This window comes from Pseudomonas sp. YeP6b (assembly GCF_025642995.1).
GTDB lineage: Bacteria > Pseudomonadota > Gammaproteobacteria > Pseudomonadales > Pseudomonadaceae > Aquipseudomonas.
In genome coordinates, this window is record NZ_CP080090.1 from 2,707,961 (window position 1) to 2,724,523 (window position 16,563).

Annotated in this window: 16 protein-coding genes; 12 read left to right on the forward strand and 4 right to left on the reverse strand. The window is 60.1% G+C overall.

Annotated elements, in window-relative coordinates; all coding sequences use genetic code 11:
- Positions 1–147 precede the first annotated feature (147 nt).
- The 6 genes from KZH41_RS12255 (at position 148) to KZH41_RS12280 (ending at position 6,170) form a co-directional block, all read left to right on the forward strand.
- The gene (locus KZH41_RS12255; RefSeq protein ID WP_090402916.1) at positions 148–1,242 is read left to right on the forward strand and encodes an ABC transporter ATP-binding protein; all 1,095 of its coding nucleotides are present in this window, start codon (positions 148–150) and stop codon (positions 1,240–1,242) included.
- Positions 1,242–2,339: an ABC transporter ATP-binding protein gene (locus KZH41_RS12260; protein WP_263274883.1), complete on the forward strand. Its 1,098-nt coding sequence runs from the start codon at positions 1,242–1,244 to the stop codon at positions 2,337–2,339. Before KZH41_RS12255 ends, KZH41_RS12260 begins: the two co-directional genes overlap by 1 nt.
- Complete coding sequence (locus tag KZH41_RS12265) at positions 2,336–3,202, forward strand: carbohydrate ABC transporter permease (RefSeq protein WP_025858174.1); 867 nt, start codon at positions 2,336–2,338, stop codon at positions 3,200–3,202. The genes KZH41_RS12260 and KZH41_RS12265 overlap by 4 nt, the downstream gene beginning before the upstream one ends.
- A 10-nt stretch (positions 3,203–3,212) precedes the next feature.
- Positions 3,213–4,013 carry a carbohydrate ABC transporter permease gene (locus tag KZH41_RS12270; protein WP_003232361.1) on the forward strand — a complete coding sequence of 267 codons (801 nt, stop codon included), beginning with the start codon at positions 3,213–3,215 and terminating at the stop codon, positions 4,011–4,013.
- Between the two features lie 10 nt (positions 4,014–4,023).
- Entirely contained in the window at positions 4,024–4,296 is a 273-nt protein-coding gene (locus KZH41_RS12275) for a DUF2160 domain-containing protein (protein ID WP_094951503.1), read from the forward strand.
- 131 nt (positions 4,297–4,427) lie between these two features.
- Positions 4,428–6,170, forward strand: a complete 1,743-nt coding sequence (locus KZH41_RS12280; RefSeq protein WP_263274884.1) for an ABC transporter substrate-binding protein — start codon at positions 4,428–4,430, stop codon at positions 6,168–6,170.
- 1,210 nt (positions 6,171–7,380) lie between these two features.
- Here KZH41_RS12280 and KZH41_RS12285 read toward each other — a convergent pair.
- Positions 7,381–7,812, reverse strand: a complete 432-nt coding sequence (locus tag KZH41_RS12285) for a hypothetical protein (RefSeq protein WP_242155556.1) — start codon at positions 7,810–7,812, stop codon at positions 7,381–7,383.
- A 165-nt stretch (positions 7,813–7,977) separates the two neighbouring features.
- Between KZH41_RS12285 and KZH41_RS12290 the strand changes: the two genes are divergently transcribed.
- Positions 7,978–8,991, forward strand: a complete 1,014-nt coding sequence (locus KZH41_RS12290) for an ABC transporter substrate-binding protein (protein ID WP_263274885.1) — start codon at positions 7,978–7,980, stop codon at positions 8,989–8,991.
- Positions 8,992–10,112: 1,121 nt separating this feature from the next.
- Here KZH41_RS12290 and KZH41_RS12295 read toward each other — a convergent pair.
- Entirely contained in the window at positions 10,113–10,901 is a 789-nt protein-coding gene (locus KZH41_RS12295; RefSeq protein ID WP_263274886.1) for an AraC family transcriptional regulator, read from the reverse strand.
- A gap of 85 nt (positions 10,902–10,986) precedes the next feature.
- On the opposite strand from KZH41_RS12295, the gene KZH41_RS12300 reads away from it, so the two are divergent.
- The 5 genes from KZH41_RS12300 (at position 10,987) to KZH41_RS12320 (ending at position 14,928) form a co-directional block, all read left to right on the forward strand.
- A complete protein-coding gene (locus KZH41_RS12300) occupies positions 10,987–11,985 on the forward strand; it encodes a bile acid:sodium symporter family protein (RefSeq protein ID WP_094953425.1) in 999 nt (332 codons plus the stop codon).
- Between the two features lie 87 nt (positions 11,986–12,072).
- Positions 12,073–12,435 carry a hypothetical protein gene (locus tag KZH41_RS12305; RefSeq protein WP_094953424.1) on the forward strand — a complete coding sequence of 121 codons (363 nt, stop codon included), beginning with the start codon at positions 12,073–12,075 and terminating at the stop codon, positions 12,433–12,435.
- 111 nt (positions 12,436–12,546) lie between these two features.
- Positions 12,547–13,731: a sugar transporter gene (locus KZH41_RS12310; protein WP_094953423.1), complete on the forward strand. Its 1,185-nt coding sequence runs from the start codon at positions 12,547–12,549 to the stop codon at positions 13,729–13,731.
- Positions 13,732–13,871: 140 nt separating this feature from the next.
- The gene (aqpZ, locus tag KZH41_RS12315; protein ID WP_094953422.1) at positions 13,872–14,570 is read left to right on the forward strand and encodes an aquaporin Z; all 699 of its coding nucleotides are present in this window, start codon (positions 13,872–13,874) and stop codon (positions 14,568–14,570) included.
- Positions 14,571–14,658: 88 nt separating this feature from the next.
- Positions 14,659–14,928, forward strand: a complete 270-nt coding sequence (locus tag KZH41_RS12320; RefSeq protein ID WP_263274887.1) for a hypothetical protein — start codon at positions 14,659–14,661, stop codon at positions 14,926–14,928.
- Between the two features lie 104 nt (positions 14,929–15,032).
- On the opposite strand, the gene tal is transcribed toward KZH41_RS12320, so the two are convergent.
- Both tal and KZH41_RS12330 read right to left on the reverse strand, forming a co-directional pair.
- Entirely contained in the window at positions 15,033–15,956 is a 924-nt protein-coding gene (gene tal, locus KZH41_RS12325) for a transaldolase (RefSeq protein WP_094953421.1), read from the reverse strand.
- 314 nt (positions 15,957–16,270) lie between these two features.
- A complete protein-coding gene (locus KZH41_RS12330; protein ID WP_094953420.1) occupies positions 16,271–16,492 on the reverse strand; it encodes a hypothetical protein in 222 nt (73 codons plus the stop codon).
- Between the last annotated feature and the right edge of the window lie 71 nt (positions 16,493–16,563).

Sequence of the window (16,563 nt, forward strand, 5' to 3'; positions counted from 1 at the left end):
AGTTGTTCAGCCAGGGGTGTTCACTCGTGTTCATGCCTGAACAGCGTATTTGACCCATCTCCTTACAGATCAACCACCTGCCAGTTCTGGCACGAAACTCGCTCTGCAGGGTTGCCAGATTCATTCCAATAATAAAAAGGGCGTGTCATGTCATTGACCCTGGAACATGTCTCCCGCGTCGTCGAAGGCCAAACCTGGATCGACGACGCCAACCTGCGTTTCGAAGCCGGTTCCTTCAACGTGTTGCTCGGCCGCACCCTGTCCGGCAAGACCAGCCTGATGCGCCTGATGGCCGGCCTGGACAAGCCCGACAGCGGCCGCATCCTGATGAATGGCGTGGACGTCACGCAAAAGCCGGTACGCCTGCGCAATGTGTCGATGGTCTACCAGCAGTTCATCAACTACCCGACCATGACCGTGTTCGAGAACATCGCCTCGCCGTTGCGCCAGGCCGGTGTGTCCAACGAGCTGATCCAGAGCAAAGTGCTGGAAACCGCGAAGATGCTGCGCATCGAGAAGTTCCTGCAGCGCCACCCGCTGGAGCTGTCGGGCGGCCAGCAGCAACGCACGGCCATGGCTCGTGCGCTGGTCAAAGACGCCGAACTGATCCTGTTTGACGAGCCGCTGGTGAACCTGGACTACAAACTGCGCGAAGAACTGCGTCAGGAAATGCGCGAACTGTTTAAGGCGCGCCATACCATCGCCATCTACGCCACCACCGAACCCAACGAAGCCCTGGCCCTGGGCGGCACCACCACCATCCTGCATGAAGGCCGTGTCATCCAGAGCGGCAAGGCTGCCGAGGTGTACCACCAGCCACAGACGGTGCTGGCGGCCGAGCTGTTTTCCGAGCCGCCGATTAACCTGATGCCCGGACGTATCAGCGGCAATGAAGTGAGTTTCGCCAACTTTGTGCACTTCCCGCTCAACGTCGACCTGCGACCCATCGGCGAGGGCGAGTTCCGCTTTGGCGTGCGCCCCAGCCATATCAGCCTGGTGCCGAGCAACGACGATGACCTGGAGCTGGCCGTCACCGTGGAGGTGGCTGAGATCAGCGGCTCGGAAACTTTCCTGCACGTGCGCAGCGAGCATTTCCTGCTGGTGCTGCACCTGCCGGGCGTACACGAGTACGACGTCGACGCGCCGATCCGCGTGTATATCCCCACCCATAAACTCTTTGTGTTCGATGGCCAGGGCCGCTTGGTCCAGGCCCCTGGGCGCCGTGTTGCGAGGGTTGCCTGATGGCCGAGATCCATTTGCAGAACCTTGCCCACAGCTACAGCCCTACGCCGGCTGGCCCTGAGGACTACGCGATTCGGGAAATGAACCATGTGTGGGAGCAGGGCGGCGCCTACGCCTTGCTCGGGCCGTCGGGGTGCGGCAAGTCGACCTTGCTGAACATCATCTCCGGCCTGCTCAGCCCGTCGGAAGGCCAGGTGCTGTTCGACCATAAAGTGGTCAACGACCTGACTCCGGAAAAACGCAACATCGCCCAGGTGTTCCAGTTCCCGGTGGTGTACGACACCATGACCGTGTTCGATAACCTGGCCTTTCCGCTGCGCAACCAAGGCATGCCCGAGGCGAAAATTCACAGCAAGGTGCAGGAAATTGCCGAGGTCCTCGACCTGCAAAACCTGCTGAGCAAAAAGGCGCGCAACCTCACGGCCGATGAAAAACAGAAAGTCTCCATGGGCCGTGGCCTGGTGCGCGATGACGTGTCGGCGATCCTGTTCGATGAACCGCTGACGGTGATCGATCCGCACCTGAAGTGGAAGCTGCGGCGCAAGCTCAAGCAGATCCACGAGCAGTTCAATATCACCATGGTCTACGTGACCCACGACCAGCTCGAAGCCTCGACCTTTGCCGACAAAATCGCGGTGATGTACGGCGGGCAGATCGTGCAGTTCGGTACGCCGCGCGAGTTGTTCGAGCGGCCCAGCCACACGTTTGTCGGCTATTTCATCGGCAGCCCGGGGATGAACCTGATCCAGGTGCAGGCCGAGGCGGGCGGGGTGCGTTTTGCCGGGACGCTGTTGCCCTTGTCCGAGGCGTTGCAGCAGCGCATCCGCGACACCGGCTACAAGAAACTGCAGGTGGGCATCCGCCCGGAATTTATCCACGTGTGGGACGAGTACAACCCTGACGCGCTGCAGGCCAACGTCACTCACGTCGAAGACCTTGGCACCTACAAGATCATGACCCTCAACCTCGACGGCGCGCCGTTGAAAGTGCGCCTGGCCGAAGACAAGCCGGTGCCCGAAGGCAAAGCCTCGATCAGCTTCCCCGCGCAATGGCTGATGGTCTACGCCGATGACTATCTGCTGCAGGTGCAGCCATGAACAAGGTGCAGAACAACAAGGCCTGGTGGCTGGTGTTGCCGGTGTTCCTGCTGGTGGCGTTCAGTGCGGTGATCCCGATGATGACCGTGGTCAACTACTCGGTGCAGGACATCTTCGACCAGTCCAGCCGCTACTTTGTCGGCGCCGACTGGTACAAGCAGGTCTTGCTCGACCCGCGTTTGCACGACTCCTTGCTGCGCCAGTTCATCTACTCGGCCTGCGTGCTGTTGATCGAAATCCCGCTGGGTATCGCCATCGCCCTGACCATGCCGACCAAGGGCCGCTGGTCGTCGCTGGTGCTGATTATTTTGGCGATTCCGCTGCTGATTCCGTGGAACGTGGTGGGCACCATCTGGCAGATCTTCGGTCGCGCCGACATTGGCTTGCTGGGTTACAGCCTCAACGCTTTGGGCATCAGCTACAACTACGCGGCCAACACCATGGACGCGTGGGTCACGGTGCTGGTGATGGACGTGTGGCACTGGACCTCGCTGGTGGCGCTGCTGTGCTACTCGGGGCTGCGGGCGATTCCGGATGTGTACTACCAGGCCGCGCGGATTGATCGTGCGTCCGCCTGGGCGGTGTTCCGACATATCCAGTTGCCGAAGATGAAAAGCGTGCTGCTGATCGCGGTGATGCTGCGCTTCATGGACAGTTTCATGATCTACACCGAGCCCTTCGTGCTCACCGGTGGCGGGCCGGGTAACGCCACTACCTTTCTGAGTCAGACGCTGACCCAGATGGCTGTCGGCCAATTCGACCTGGGCCCAGCGGCGGCGTTTTCCCTGGTGTACTTCCTGATCATCCTGTTGGTGTCCTGGCTGTTCTACACCGCCATGACCCATTCCGACGCCAACCGCTGAGGCCGCCAACATGAGCAAACGCAAGCTAATACCCTTACTCATCTACATCCTGTTCCTGCTGGTGCCTATCTACTGGCTGTTGAACATGTCCTTCAAGAGCAACACCGAAATCCTCGGCGGGCTGACGCTGTTTCCGCAGGATTTCACCTTGGCCAACTACAAGGTGATCTTTACCGACCCGAGCTGGTACACCGGCTACCTCAACTCGCTGTACTACGTCAGCCTGAACACCGTGATTTCCCTGAGCGTGGCGCTGCCGGCGGCGTATGCCTTCTCGCGCTACCGTTTCCTGGGTGACAAGCACTTGTTCTTCTGGCTGCTGACCAACCGCATGGCGCCGCCGGCGGTATTCCTGCTGCCGTTTTTCCAGCTGTATTCGTCCATCGGGTTGTTTGATACCCACATCGCTGTGGCCCTGGCCCATTGCCTGTTCAACGTGCCGTTGGCGGTGTGGATCCTTGAGGGCTTCATGTCCGGGGTGCCCAAGGAAATCGACGAAACCGCCTACATCGACGGCTACTCGTTTCCCAAGTTTTTCGTGAAGATTTTTATTCCGCTGATCGGCTCCGGCATCGGTGTGACGGCGTTTTTCTGCTTCATGTTTTCCTGGGTCGAGCTGCTGCTGGCGCGCACCCTGACCTCGGTCAACGCCAAGCCCATCGCGGCGGTGATGACCCGCACGGTGTCAGCCTCAGGGATTGATTGGGGCGTGCTGGCGGCGGCGGGGGTGTTGACCATCCTGCCGGGCATGCTGGTGATCTGGTTTGTTCGCAACCACGTGGCCAAGGGCTTTGCCCTCGGCCGGGTCTGAGGAGTCGATGATGGAATGGATGGCCTGGACCACCCCCACTGCGTTGTTCTTTGGCGGTATTGCCCTGTTGCTGGTGGGCATGACCACGTGGGAATTGCGCTCGCCGAGCATCCCGCGGCGCGGCGTGTTGCCGATCAGCACCACCCGTGGTGATCGTTTGTTTATCGGTCTTCTCGGCAGCGCTTACCTGCATTTATTGGTGATCGGCGTTACCGACTGGAGCATCTGGGCGGCGTCCGCGCTGTCTGTGGTGTGGCTGTTGAGTGTGATGCGTTGGGGCTAGACATGTTCTGTGCAGGCCCGAGCGTGTTGTGGCGAGGGAGCAAGCTGCCTCGCCACAACACGCTCGGGCCTGCACAGACTCAGGGGCGCGTCGCGTCTGTAGTCCCGTTTGAAATTAACCAGGAGGTCTCTATGTTGAATAAAAACAATAAGCTGCGACATAGCATTTCATTGGCCGCCGTACTGGCCCTCAGCGGTTTGAGCGCCACGGCCTGGGCCGATGCGTATGAAGATGCGGCGAAAAAATGGATCGGCAGCGAGTTCAAACCGTCCACCCTCACCGAAGCCCAACAGCTCGAAGAGTTGAAGTGGTTTATCAAGGCGGCCGAGCCGTTCCGTGGGATGAAGATCAACGTGGTGTCGGAAACCCTCACCACCCACGAGTACGAGTCCAAGGTGCTGGCCAAGGCCTTCAGCGAAATCACCGGGATCAAGCTGACCCACGACCTGCTGCAGGAAGGCGACGTGGTGGAAAAGCTGCAAACCCAGATGCAGTCCGACAAGAACATTTATGACGGCTGGGTCAACGATTCCGACTTGATCGGTACGCACTTTCGCTATGGCAAGACCGAGTCGATTACCGACCTGATGGCCAACGAAGGCAAAGACTTCACCTCGCCGACCCTGGATATCAAAGACTTTATCGGCATCTCCTTCACCACCGCGCCGGACGGCAAGATCTACCAGCTGCCCGACCAGCAATTTGCCAACCTCTATTGGTTCCGCGCCGATTGGTTTGAGCGCCCGGAGCTGAAAGCCAAGTTCAAGGAAAAATACGGTTACGAACTCGGCGTCCCGGTGAACTGGTCGGCCTATGAAGACATTGCCAAATTCTTCAGCGAAGACGTCAAGGAAATCGACGGCAAACGCATCTACGGGCACATGGACTACGGCAAAAAAGACCCGTCCCTGGGCTGGCGCTTCACCGATGCCTGGTTCTCCATGGCCGGTGGCGGCGACAAAGGCCTGCCCAACGGCTTGCCGGTCGACGAGTGGGGCATTCGTGTGGAGGACTGCCACCCGGTGGGCTCCAGCGTGACCCGTGGCGGCGACACCAACGGCCCGGCCGCCGTATTCGCTACGCAGAAATACGTGGACTGGATGAAAGCCTACGCACCACCGGAGGCGGCGGGCATGACCTTCTCCGAATCCGGCCCGGTGCCGTCCCAGGGCAACATCGCCCAGCAGATCTTCTGGTACACCGCGTTTACCGCCGACATGACCAAGCCGGGCCTGCCGGTGGTGAACGCCGACGGCACGCCGAAATGGCGCATGGCCCCCTCGCCGGTCGGGCCTTATTGGGAAAAGGGCATGAAGAAGGGCTATCAGGACGTGGGTTCCTGGACTTTCCTCAAATCCACCCCCGAGAAGCAGAAACTCGCGGCCTGGCTTTACGCGCAGTTCGTGACCTCGAAAACCGTGTCGCTGAAGAAAACCATCGTTGGCCTCACGCCGATTCGTGAGTCCGATATCAACTCCCAGGCCATGACCGACCTGGCGCCCAAACTTGGTGGCCTGGTGGAGTTCTACCGCAGCCCGGCGCGGGTCGAGTGGACGCCGACCGGCACCAACGTGCCGGACTATCCACGCCTGGCGCAGCTGTGGTGGAGCAACATCGCGGCGGCTGCCAGCGGTGAGAAAACCCCGCAGCAGGCGTTGGATAACCTGGCCAAGGAACAGGACGCGATCATGACGCGCCTGGAGCGCTCTAAAGTGCAGCCGGTGTGTGGCCCGAAAATGAACCCCGAGCGTGATGCTCAGTACTGGTTCGACCAGCCGGGCGCGCCGAAGCCGAAACTGGCCAATGAGAAGCCTAAAGGCGAGACCGTGGCTTACAGCGATTTGCTCAAGTCGTGGGAGGCGGCGCGTAAGTAAACGCGTTGGGCGGTAGTACAAAGCGGCACTTAGGTGCCGCTTCGAATGTGGGGAGCTGGCTTGCCTGAGATGGCGGTCTGCCAGCCAACACATCAGTGGCTGATGCACCGCCATTGCAGCATAGGTATCTACACATCTTTTTATGGGTTGAATTCTTTGGTTGTCGCGGGGGCGCTGGGTACATATCCGTTATTTGGGTAACGGCTGCTATGGGTTCCGCCCTTACGGCGGGTCACTTTTGGAAAAGAGCCCCAAAAGTAACCAAAAGGGCTCTTGCCCCACCACTCGGCACCTCGCTTAGGCTCGGTGTGCCCTCACTCCGGCTTTGGACCGTGGGCCGCCGCCATGGGCCATCCTTGGCCCATCGCGGCTAAACCGGCGTCCTGCCGGTTTACCCCCGCTCCAAAGCCTGCGTTCGGCCAGCGTGGTTTAACGGGGCGCCTCAGATCAAGATCAATATCAAAAGCAAGAGCACGGCGGCCTAGTAGCCGACCTGAGTGGTTAGATCAAAAGCAAGCCGAGGCGGCCTGACAGCCGACCTGATCTTGGAAGATGAAACTCAATCAAATGTGGGAGCTGGCTTGCCTGCGATGGCATCGGCTGGTTATGCCTGACACACCGAGGTGCTTGCATCGCAGGCAAGCCAGCTCCCACAGAAAAGCAGAGCACTGCGGTGCTGGCAGCCAAGCCCGCTCCCACAGTTGGATCTCGGTACATCAGACAGAGAGTGTGCTGCTGTGCTTTTGCCCTGCTTTTGCTTCTACCACTCAGGTCGGCTACTAGGCCGCCGTGCTCTTGCTTTTGATCTTGATCTTGATCTTGATCTGAGGCGCCCCGTTAACCACGATGGCCGAACGCAGGCTTGAATCCGTGGGTAACCCGGCAGGACGCCGGGTTAGCCGCGATGGGCCAAGGATGGCCCATGGCGGCGGCCCACGGATTCAAGCCGGAGTGAGGGCATGCCGAGCCTAGGCGAGGCACCGAGTGGTGGGGCAAGAGCCCTTTTGGTTACTTTTGGGGCTCTTTTCCAAAAGTGACCCGCCGTAAGGGCGGAACCAATAGCCACCGTTACCGCAGCAACGGATATGTACTCAATCTACCTAAACCACCGCAGGCTAAAAGCAACACAAAAAGTTGCGTAGATACCTATGGCTATCGCAGGCAAGCCAGCTTCCGCAGTAAATGGCGGCGATCTCGCAATCAGCTCAGCTCAGCTCAGGGCTTGTGGCTGGATCTGCAATACGCCGTCGACATCCTTGGCCAACCCACTGGCCAGCAGCAGTGGCGCCAGGCGCTGGTGCAACTGCGGCTCGACAAACTCTTTCACCGTGTCCAACGCCAGCACACCACTGAGCGGCAACTCGGCCTTGGTGTACGACAGCCACGCCTGCTTGAGCTTCATCAACACATCGCTGCCTGCGGTCGAGGCGAAGCGACGGTGGGTCGGTTTGCCGTCGAAGTTGAACGTGTGTTGGAACGCGTAGCCGGTTTCATCGCCGTTGCTGGCGGCGCAACGTACACAGGTGCAGGGGCCGTCGCCGAACGCGCTGCGCAGGTAGGTGTTGAAGTCCACCACGGGCTTGAGTGACAGGCGCTTATCCACCTCGAACAAGTCCCCGGTCATTTTATCGTCAGTGTTCAACGTCCATTTCCTCGCAGGTCGGCAGGTGTATTTCAAAGCGCGGCACAATAACAGCCACACGGCATTTTGGGGATAATTTGCATAACAATAGATCCCGATATTCTTTTCCTGTCTTAAACATCGCCGCTAGGCTTCATCACCTTCTCGAAAGCGCGGCAGACCTCCATGACATTCAAGCGTTCCTCCCTGACCCTTTTAGCCGCGTCGCTGGCCGCCGCCAGCGCCTTGCTCAGCCCCGGCGCCCAGGCCGAAGGCAAGATCAGCATTGCCCAGCAATTCGGCATCGGCTACCTGATCCTCGACGTGGTGCGCGACCAGCACCTGATCGAGAAACACGGCAAGGAGCAGGGCCTGGATATCACGGTGCAATGGAACAGCATTTCCGGCGCCACTGCGATGAATGAATCGCTGCTGGCTGGCGCCTTGGACGTGGTCTCGGCCGGTGTGCCGCCGATGCTCACGCTGTGGGACCGTACCAAGGGCAAGCAGAACGTCAAGGCCATTGCTTCCTTGGGCTCGATGCCCAACTACCTGCTGACCAACAACCCTAACGTGAAGACGCTCAAGGACTTCACCGAGAAAGACCGTATCGCCGTGCCCGCCGCCGGCGTGGGTTTCCAGTCGCGCACCTTGCAGATCGAGACCGCCAAGCAGTTCGGCGCTGCCAACTTCAAGAAGTTCGACGATATTTCCATCAGCCTGGCCCACCCCGACGCCACGGCAGCGTTGATTGCCGGTGGTTCGGAGATCAATTCGCACTTCTCCAGCCCGCCATTCCAGTACCAGGAATTGCTCAACCCGAATGTGCACAAGGTACTCAGTTCCTACGACGTTCTCGGTGGGCAGGCGACGTTCAACGTGCTCTACACCACACAGAAATTCCATGATGAAAACCCCAAAACCTATAAGGCGTTCTACGCCGCGCTGGCTGAGGCCGAGAAGATCATCAAGGCCGACAAGCCTGCGGCGGCCAAGGCGTATATCCGCGTAGAGGAATCCAAGCTGCCGTTGGACGTGGTGGAGAAAATCGTCCAGGACCCGGAAATCGACTTCACCATCGTGCCGCAACGTACCTACATTTATGCCGAGAAGTTGCAGGAGCTGGGCGTGTTGAAGAACAAGGCGGGGAGCTGGAAGGATTACTTCTTTGAAGAGGCACATGGCGGGGATGGCAGCTGATCTCAGATACGCACACACAATGTGGGGGCTGGCTTGCCTGCGATGAGCATAGGTATCTACACATCTTTTTAGGGGTTGAATTCTTTGGTTGTCGCGGGGGCGCGGGGTACATATCCGTTGCTGCGGTAACGGCTGATATGGGTTCCGCCCTTACGGCGGGTCACTTTTGAAAGAGCCCAAAAGTAACCAAAAGGCTCTTGCCCCACCACTCGGCACCTCGCTTAGGCTCGGTGTGCCCTCACGCAGGCTTTGGACCGTGGGCCGCCGCCATGGGCCATCCTTGGCCCATCGCGGCTAAACCGGCGTCCTGCCGGTTTACCCCCGCTCCAAAGCCTGCGTTCGGCCAGCGTGGTTTAACGGGGCGCCTAAGATCAAGATCAAGATCAAGATCAAAAGCAAGAGCACGGCGGCCTAGTAGCCGACCTGAGTGGTTAGATCAAAAGCGAAGCCGAGGCGGCCTGACAGCCGACCTGATCTCTGAAACTGAACTCAATCTAATGTGGGAGCTGGCTTGCCTGCGATGGCATCAACTGGTTATGCCTGATACACCGAGGTGTCTGCATCGCAGGCAAGCCAGCTCCCACAGAAAAGCAGATCTGCTTCTGCTGTGCTTTTGCCCTGCTTTTGCTTCTACCACTCAGGTCGGCTACTAGGCCGCCGTGCTCTTGCTTTTGATCTTGATCTTGATCTTGATCTGAGGCGCCCCGTTAAACCACGATGGCCGAACGCAGGCTTGAATCCGTGGGTAACCCGGCAGGACGCCGGGTTAGCCGCGATGGGCCAAGGATGGCCCATGGCGGCGGCCCACGGATTCAAGCCGGAGTGAGGGCATGCCGAGCCTAGGCGAGGCACCGAGTGGTGGGGCAAGAGCCCTTTTGGTTACTTTTGGGGCTCTTTTCCAAAAGTGACCCGCCGTAAGGGCGGAACCATACGAAGCCGTTACCGCAGCAACGGATATGTACTCATATCTACCTAAAAACCCGGTCAAAAACTTAGCGCAACACAAAAAGTTGCGTAGATACCCATGCTGCGATGAGGCCGTGTCAGCTGACATATTTCCAGCTGACCCACCGCTATCGCAGGCAAGCCAGCTCCCACCTTTGATCCTCATCGCCCGAGCATCAGCGAAAGAACTCCCCCGGTGTTGCATCAAACTGCTGACGAAACGCTGCGATAAACCCCGACGTCGACTCATACCCACACCCCAGCGCCACATCCGTGACCCGCTCACCTTGTTCCAGCGCCGGCAGGGCACTCAGCAGCCGCAGCCGCTGGCGCCATGCGCGAAACGTCAGCCCGGTATCACTCAGGAACAACCGGCTGAGCGTCTTCTCACTCACCCCCAGCTTGCGGCTCCAGTCTCCCAAGGTCGTATGCTGTTCCGGGTGCAGATTCAGGCTGCGATAGATCTGCCGCAACCGCACGTCGTGGGGCAACGGCAGCATCAAGTCCACCTGGGGCGCAGCCGCAAGCTGGTCCAGCACCACCTGGGCCAGACGCCCATCGGGCCCATCCTCGGTGTATTCCACCGGCAGCTCGCTGAAGCTGCGGATCAACTCGCGCAACAAACTGCTCACCTCCAGCACCTGGCAACGCTCGGCCGCCCACGCGGTGACGCTGCAATCGAGGTACAGGCTGCGCATTTCCGTGTGTGGCGAACTGAACACTCGGTGCGGCACGCCCGCCGGGATCCACACCGCGCGCTGGGGCGGGGCGACGAAGCGGCCGACGCTGGTCTGGATCTCCAGCACCCCGGAAATCGCGTAAGACAACTGCACCCACGGGTGGCTGTGCCGGCGGGTCAGCGCACGATTGGGCAACGATTCGGTGCGCCCATACACCGGCCGTGGCAGGCTTGAAAGCCCGGGCACACTGCGCCGCACGGTCTTGTCATGTCCTTTAGGCGGCATTTACTGGCTCATTGGCGTTAGTCGGTAATAAGCCGTTAGGTTAGAGTCGCAGCGATGCTCTTGGCAACCCCTGGAAGATTTGCTTATGACCCGCCCGCGTTTTTTGCCCGATAACTTCACACTGATCCTGATCGCCACGGTGATCCTCGCTTCATTGCTGCCCGCCAGCGGCCAGACCGCCGTGGCCTTTGGCTGGGTGACGAACTTGGCTATTGCGCTGCTGTTTTTCCTGCACGGCGCCAAGCTGTCGCGCCAGGCCATCGTCGCCGGTGCCGGGCACTGGCGCCTGCACCTGCTGGTGTTCAGCTTGACCTTTGTGCTGTTCCCCCTGCTGGGCCTGGCGCTCAAGCCGTTGTTGTCGCCGCTGATCGGCAAAGACCTGTACATGGGCATGCTCTACCTCTGCGCGTTGCCGGCCACGGTGCAATCGGCGATTGCCTTCACCTCATTGGCGCGCGGCAATATCCCGGCGGCGATCTGCAGCGCAGCGGCCTCCAGCCTGTTCGGCATCTTCCTCACGCCGTTGCTGGTGGCCCTGCTGCTCAATGTGCACGGTGACGCGGGCTCGACCGTCGACGCGATCTTGAAAATCAGCGTGCAGCTGTTGCTGCCGTTTGTTGCCGGGCAAATTGCCCGTCGTTGGATCGGCGAGTGGGTGGGCCGCAACAAATCCTGGCTGAAATTCGTCGATCAGGGCTCGATCCTGCTGGTGGTCTACGGCGCGTTCAGCGAAGCGGTCAACGAAGGCATCTGGCACCAGATCCCGCTGTGGGAGCTGGGCGGCTTGGTGGTCGCGTGCTGCGTGTTGCTGGCGCTGGTGCTGGTGGCGTCCGCGGTGCTGGGCAAGGCCTTTGGCTTTAACCAGGAAGACCGCATCACCATCTTGTTTTGCGGCTCGAAGAAAAGCCTCGCCACCGGTGTGCCGATGGCCCAGGTGCTGTTTGCCGGCGCGACCATGGGCGTGTTGATTCTGCCACTGATGCTGTTTCACCAGATCCAGTTGATGGTGTGTGCGGCGCTGGCACAGCGCTACGCCAAGCGGCCGGAAAGCATCCCCGAGATGATGGGGCAGGTGGATCCGTGATCTAGGTCACACCCTTGGCCGAATCCCCTCAAGTTAACGCCTGCCCAGACGACTACCCTTATTGAGAGCCCAATAAGGAGTGTCGGCATGAACGTTAAAGGTATTTCGGTATTTACCGGCCTGTTTTGCCTCTGGGCAGGTGCCTGTGCTGCGGCACAGACAGTGGGGCAGGGCACCATTTATTTCACTGGCGCCATCGTGGAACCTGGGTGTGCGACAAATGCGCGCAGCGGCGCGGTGATGGAACTGAACGGGTGCGCCATTTCCAACCGGGGCAGCCGCTTCGATGTGAGCAATGTGTCGCCGGTGGCCAGCGTCAATGCCGCCCATGTCAAGCTGGTGGCAGACAGCGGCAACGGGCGCTATTACGACCAGCGCTATCTGCTGGTGGACAGCGCCGGCAAGCCGATCCAGTCGGGCAACTACGTGATCACCATGACCTCGCCCTAAACCTCAGCGCGACGATCCGCGTCAACAGCGTGGCCAGAAACCTATAGAATGCTCGGCGGCGGCGCTGTTCTGCGTGGCCGTAGGATCATCGCCAGAGTACCTCGCCCGCCAATGAGCATTTCAGCCGCAACCCCCCAAGCCAACTGGCAACCGGTCATCGCCCTCGCGTTGGCCGCATTTGTATTCAATACCACCGAATTCGTACCGGTCGGCCTGCTCAGCGCCATCGGCGCCAGCTTCGACATGCCCATCGCCAGCGTCGGCCTGATGCTCACCATCTATGCCTGGATCGTGTCGCTGACCTCGCTGCCGGTGATGCTGCTGACGCGTAACGTCGAGCGGCGCAAGTTGCTGATCGTGTTGTTCGGCTTGTTTATCGCCAGCCATATCCTCTCCAGCGTCGCCACCAGCTTCGGCTTGCTGATGGTCAGCCGCATCGGTATTGCCTTGTCCCATGCGCTGTTCTGGTCGATCACGGCCTCCTTGGCCGTGCGCTTGGCGCCGCAAGGCAAGCAAGTGCAAGCCCTCGGCCTGCTGGCCACCGGCACGTCCCTGGCGATGGTCTTGGGCATTCCGCTGGGCCGCTTGCTCGGTGAAGCCATGGGTTGGCGCACCACGTTCCTGGTGATCGCCGCGTTCGCCGCCGCCCTGGTGTTCTGGTTGGCGCGCACTTTACCGGCGCTGCCGAGCCAGAACTCCGGCTCGCTGCGCAGCCTGCCGATGCTGTTCAAACGCCCGGCACTGGTGGCGCTCTACGTGCTCACCGCCATGGTGGTGACTGCGCAATTCACGGCCTACAGCTACATCGAACCCTTTGTCGAAGGCGTTGCCGGCCTGAGTGGCAATGTGGTGACCCTGTTTCTACTGGTGTTCGGCGGCGCGGGCATCATCGGCTCGCTGCTGTTCAGCCTCGTGCACCGCTTCAACCCGCACCTCTTCGTGGTCAGCGCGGTGTTCCTGCTCGCCGCGTGCCTGGCGCTGATGCTGCCCTTGAGCGGCGCCGAGTCATACCTCGTCGGCCTGAGCGTGTTCTGGGGCATGGCGATCATGGGCTTTGGCCTGGCCATGCAATCTAAGGTTCTGGTGCTGGCACCGGACGCCACCGACGTGGCCATGGCGATGTTCTCCGGCATCTACAACATCGGCATCGGCGGCGGCGCCCTGATGGGCAGCTGGGTCGGCAGCCACTTCGGCTTCGCCTGGATCGGCGCGGCAGGTGGGGCGCTGGCGGCGGTGGCGTTGATTGGGTATTGCCTGGCGATTCATCGGTATGGGCAGGGTGTGGCGCGTAGCTGACGCGAAAAATCGGCACAGATTAAAGACAATTCCTACAGGGCGTTTTGTTGCCCATTGCTACCGTCGCGCCGGGCCTGCCACATCCCGTGGTGACGGCAATTGCCACGACCTTGAACAAGAGGCGTGGCACTTGGAATGCAATGGAGTCGATTGTGCAAAAACGTTTGACCGCAGAGTTTCTAGGTACCTTCTGGCTAACGTTCGGCGGCTGTGGCAGCGCCATTCTGGCCGCGGCATACCCAGGGTTGGGCATTGGTTTTGTCGGTGTTTCCCTTGCGTTTGGTCTCACCGTGCTGACCATGGCTTACGCGGTGGGTGGCATTTCCGGCGGGCATTTCAACCCGGCGGTGACGATCGGCTTATGGGTGGGGCGTCGTGTTCGCAGCGTTGATGTGCTGCCGTACATTGCGGTGCAGGTGCTTGGCGCGACGGTTGCCGCTGCGGCACTGTTCGAGATCGCCAACGGGCAACCGGATTTTTCGGCGGGCGGTTTTGCCGCCAACGGTTATGGCCCGCTCAGCCCAGGCAAGTTCGACTTGTTTGCCGCGCTGCTGGCAGAAGTGATCGCCACGTTCTTCTTTGTCCTGATCATCATGCGGGTGACTGCGCCGGGTGCGCCGGCCGGTTTTGCGCCGATCGCCATCGGCCTGGCACTGACCTTGATTCACCTGGTCCTGATCCCCGTCACCAACACCTCCGTCAACCCGGCTCGCAGCACCGGGCCAGCGTTGGTGGCCGGGGGCGAGTACATTTCGCAACTCTGGCTGTTCTGGCTGGCGCCGATCGTGGGCGGGATACTGGGTGCGTTGGCAGCCCGTGTGTTGGGCGAGCGCAACTAAGCGCGAGTCGTTTCCGAGAGCGTGTTTGGCGGCGGCGGGCCTATCTATAAGGCCGCCGTTTGCCAATGCCTCCCGGAGCCGATTGCCGATGCCATGTTCATTGATCAAACCCGCACTCTTCACCGGTATTTGCACACGGATGCTCAGCCTTTCAAACCAAGCCGCCAGTTTTGATTGCACGAAGGCCAAGGCCGCTGACGAGATCGCCATCTGCACCAACCGCAATCTCAATGACCAGGACGTAACGATGGCGTTGCTCTACGACCTGAACAAGCACTTCATGGCCATGGGTGGACGGGCAAGCGGCCTGGCTCAAGCAGCGGCGCAGGTGCGGGTCACGGGTGAGTTGCCTGAGTGACGCCTACATGCAACGGATTGGCATGTTGCGCGGGTTTATTGAAGAGCGGGTGATGACGAAGGGGCCGTTCTGAGCGCCCTCGCCACACGGGTCATGGTGCGCTGTTAAAGCGCAGCCAACACCGCCTCCAACTTCTCCTGATCCCGCGCAAACTGTCGAATGCCTTCCGCCAGTTTCTCTGTGGCCATCGCATCTTCATTCGACGCCCAACGGAACTGCGCTTCGGTCAATTGCTGACGCGCTTCGCCTTCGGCGCCCGGCAGCAGTTTGCGTTCCAGGGGGCCGTTATCCTCATCGAGTTTTTGCAGCAAGTCGGGGCTGATGGTCAGGCGGTCGCAACCGGCCAGCTCTTCGATCTGGCTGAGGGTGCGAAAGCTCGCGCCCATCACTACCGTCTCAATGGCGTTGGCCTTGTAGTAGTTGTAGATGCGCGTTACCGACTGCACGCCCGGGTCATCAACGCCGGTGTAGTCCAGGCCGGTGTTTTTGCGGTACCAGTCGTAGATGCGGCCCACGAACGGCGAGATCAAAAACACCCCCGCATCGGCGCAGGCCACGGCCTGGGCGAAGGAGAACAGCAAGGTGAGGTTGGTCTGGATGCCAGCCTTTTCCAGGCGTTCGGCGGTGCGGATGCCTTCCCAGGTGGAGGCCAGCTTGATCAGCACGCGGTCGCGGCTGATGCCGGCCTGGTCGTACAGGGCGATTAATTGGTTGGCTTTGGCCCACAGCGCGTCTTCATCGAAGGACAGGCGCGCGTCGACTTCGGTGGAGATGCGCCCCGGAATCACCTTCAAAATGCCGGCACCCACCGACACCGCAAAGTGATCGCAGGCCAGGCCCACGTCGCCTTTGGACAGGTTCACGGCATTGCGCAGCAGCTCGGCGTATTCCGGGATGGCGGCGGCTTTAAGCAGCAACGACGGGTTGGTGGTGGCGTCCACCGGGCGCAGGCGGCTGATGGCTTCGAGGTCGCCGGTGTCGCAGACCACGGTGGTGAATTGCTTGAGTTGTTCGAGCTTGGACGTCATGAGCGGCGGCCTCCAGGAAGGGTGGGCAAGGGCACCTGTTGTACCACTTCCTGGACGGCTTGTTTACCCGCTCGCTAATCCGTCAAGCCTCTGGAAAGCCGACTTTGTGTGGTCAGCGGTTCTGCAACAGTTGCACATCCAAGCGGCGAGACACTCGGTGGCATCGGCAATGTAGCGCGCGTGGATGGCGAAAATCATGCTCGGTGACCTGATCGCAAGGAGAGAAAGCCCTTTTTGCGGCCACCCGGTAGGGTTGCCAAATGAGCTTTTTCTCCTTCCATGATCATTCGCGACGCATTTAGTACGTTCGCTTATTAAAAGGGACGACCGGCAGGAGGAGGCGGCGGCGAGATTGTGTCATCAATGTATTTCTTCGCGCTAGCTAACGTGTCTTTGGTTATGCTGTTTCTCTTTCCAGTAGGGCTTATGGTGGTGTAAGCCTTGACCTGATCAACCAGGTTGTTATTGCTGTCGTAACGGCCCCCCGTTAGCCCTTCTTCAATTTGATAACCTTTGTAAGTTTCGACGATTGCCATGGGATGCTCCTTGCATGATGGGTTTACCACGACAGCCTAAAAAGACTCGCAGGGGGCGTCTACTGTGATAA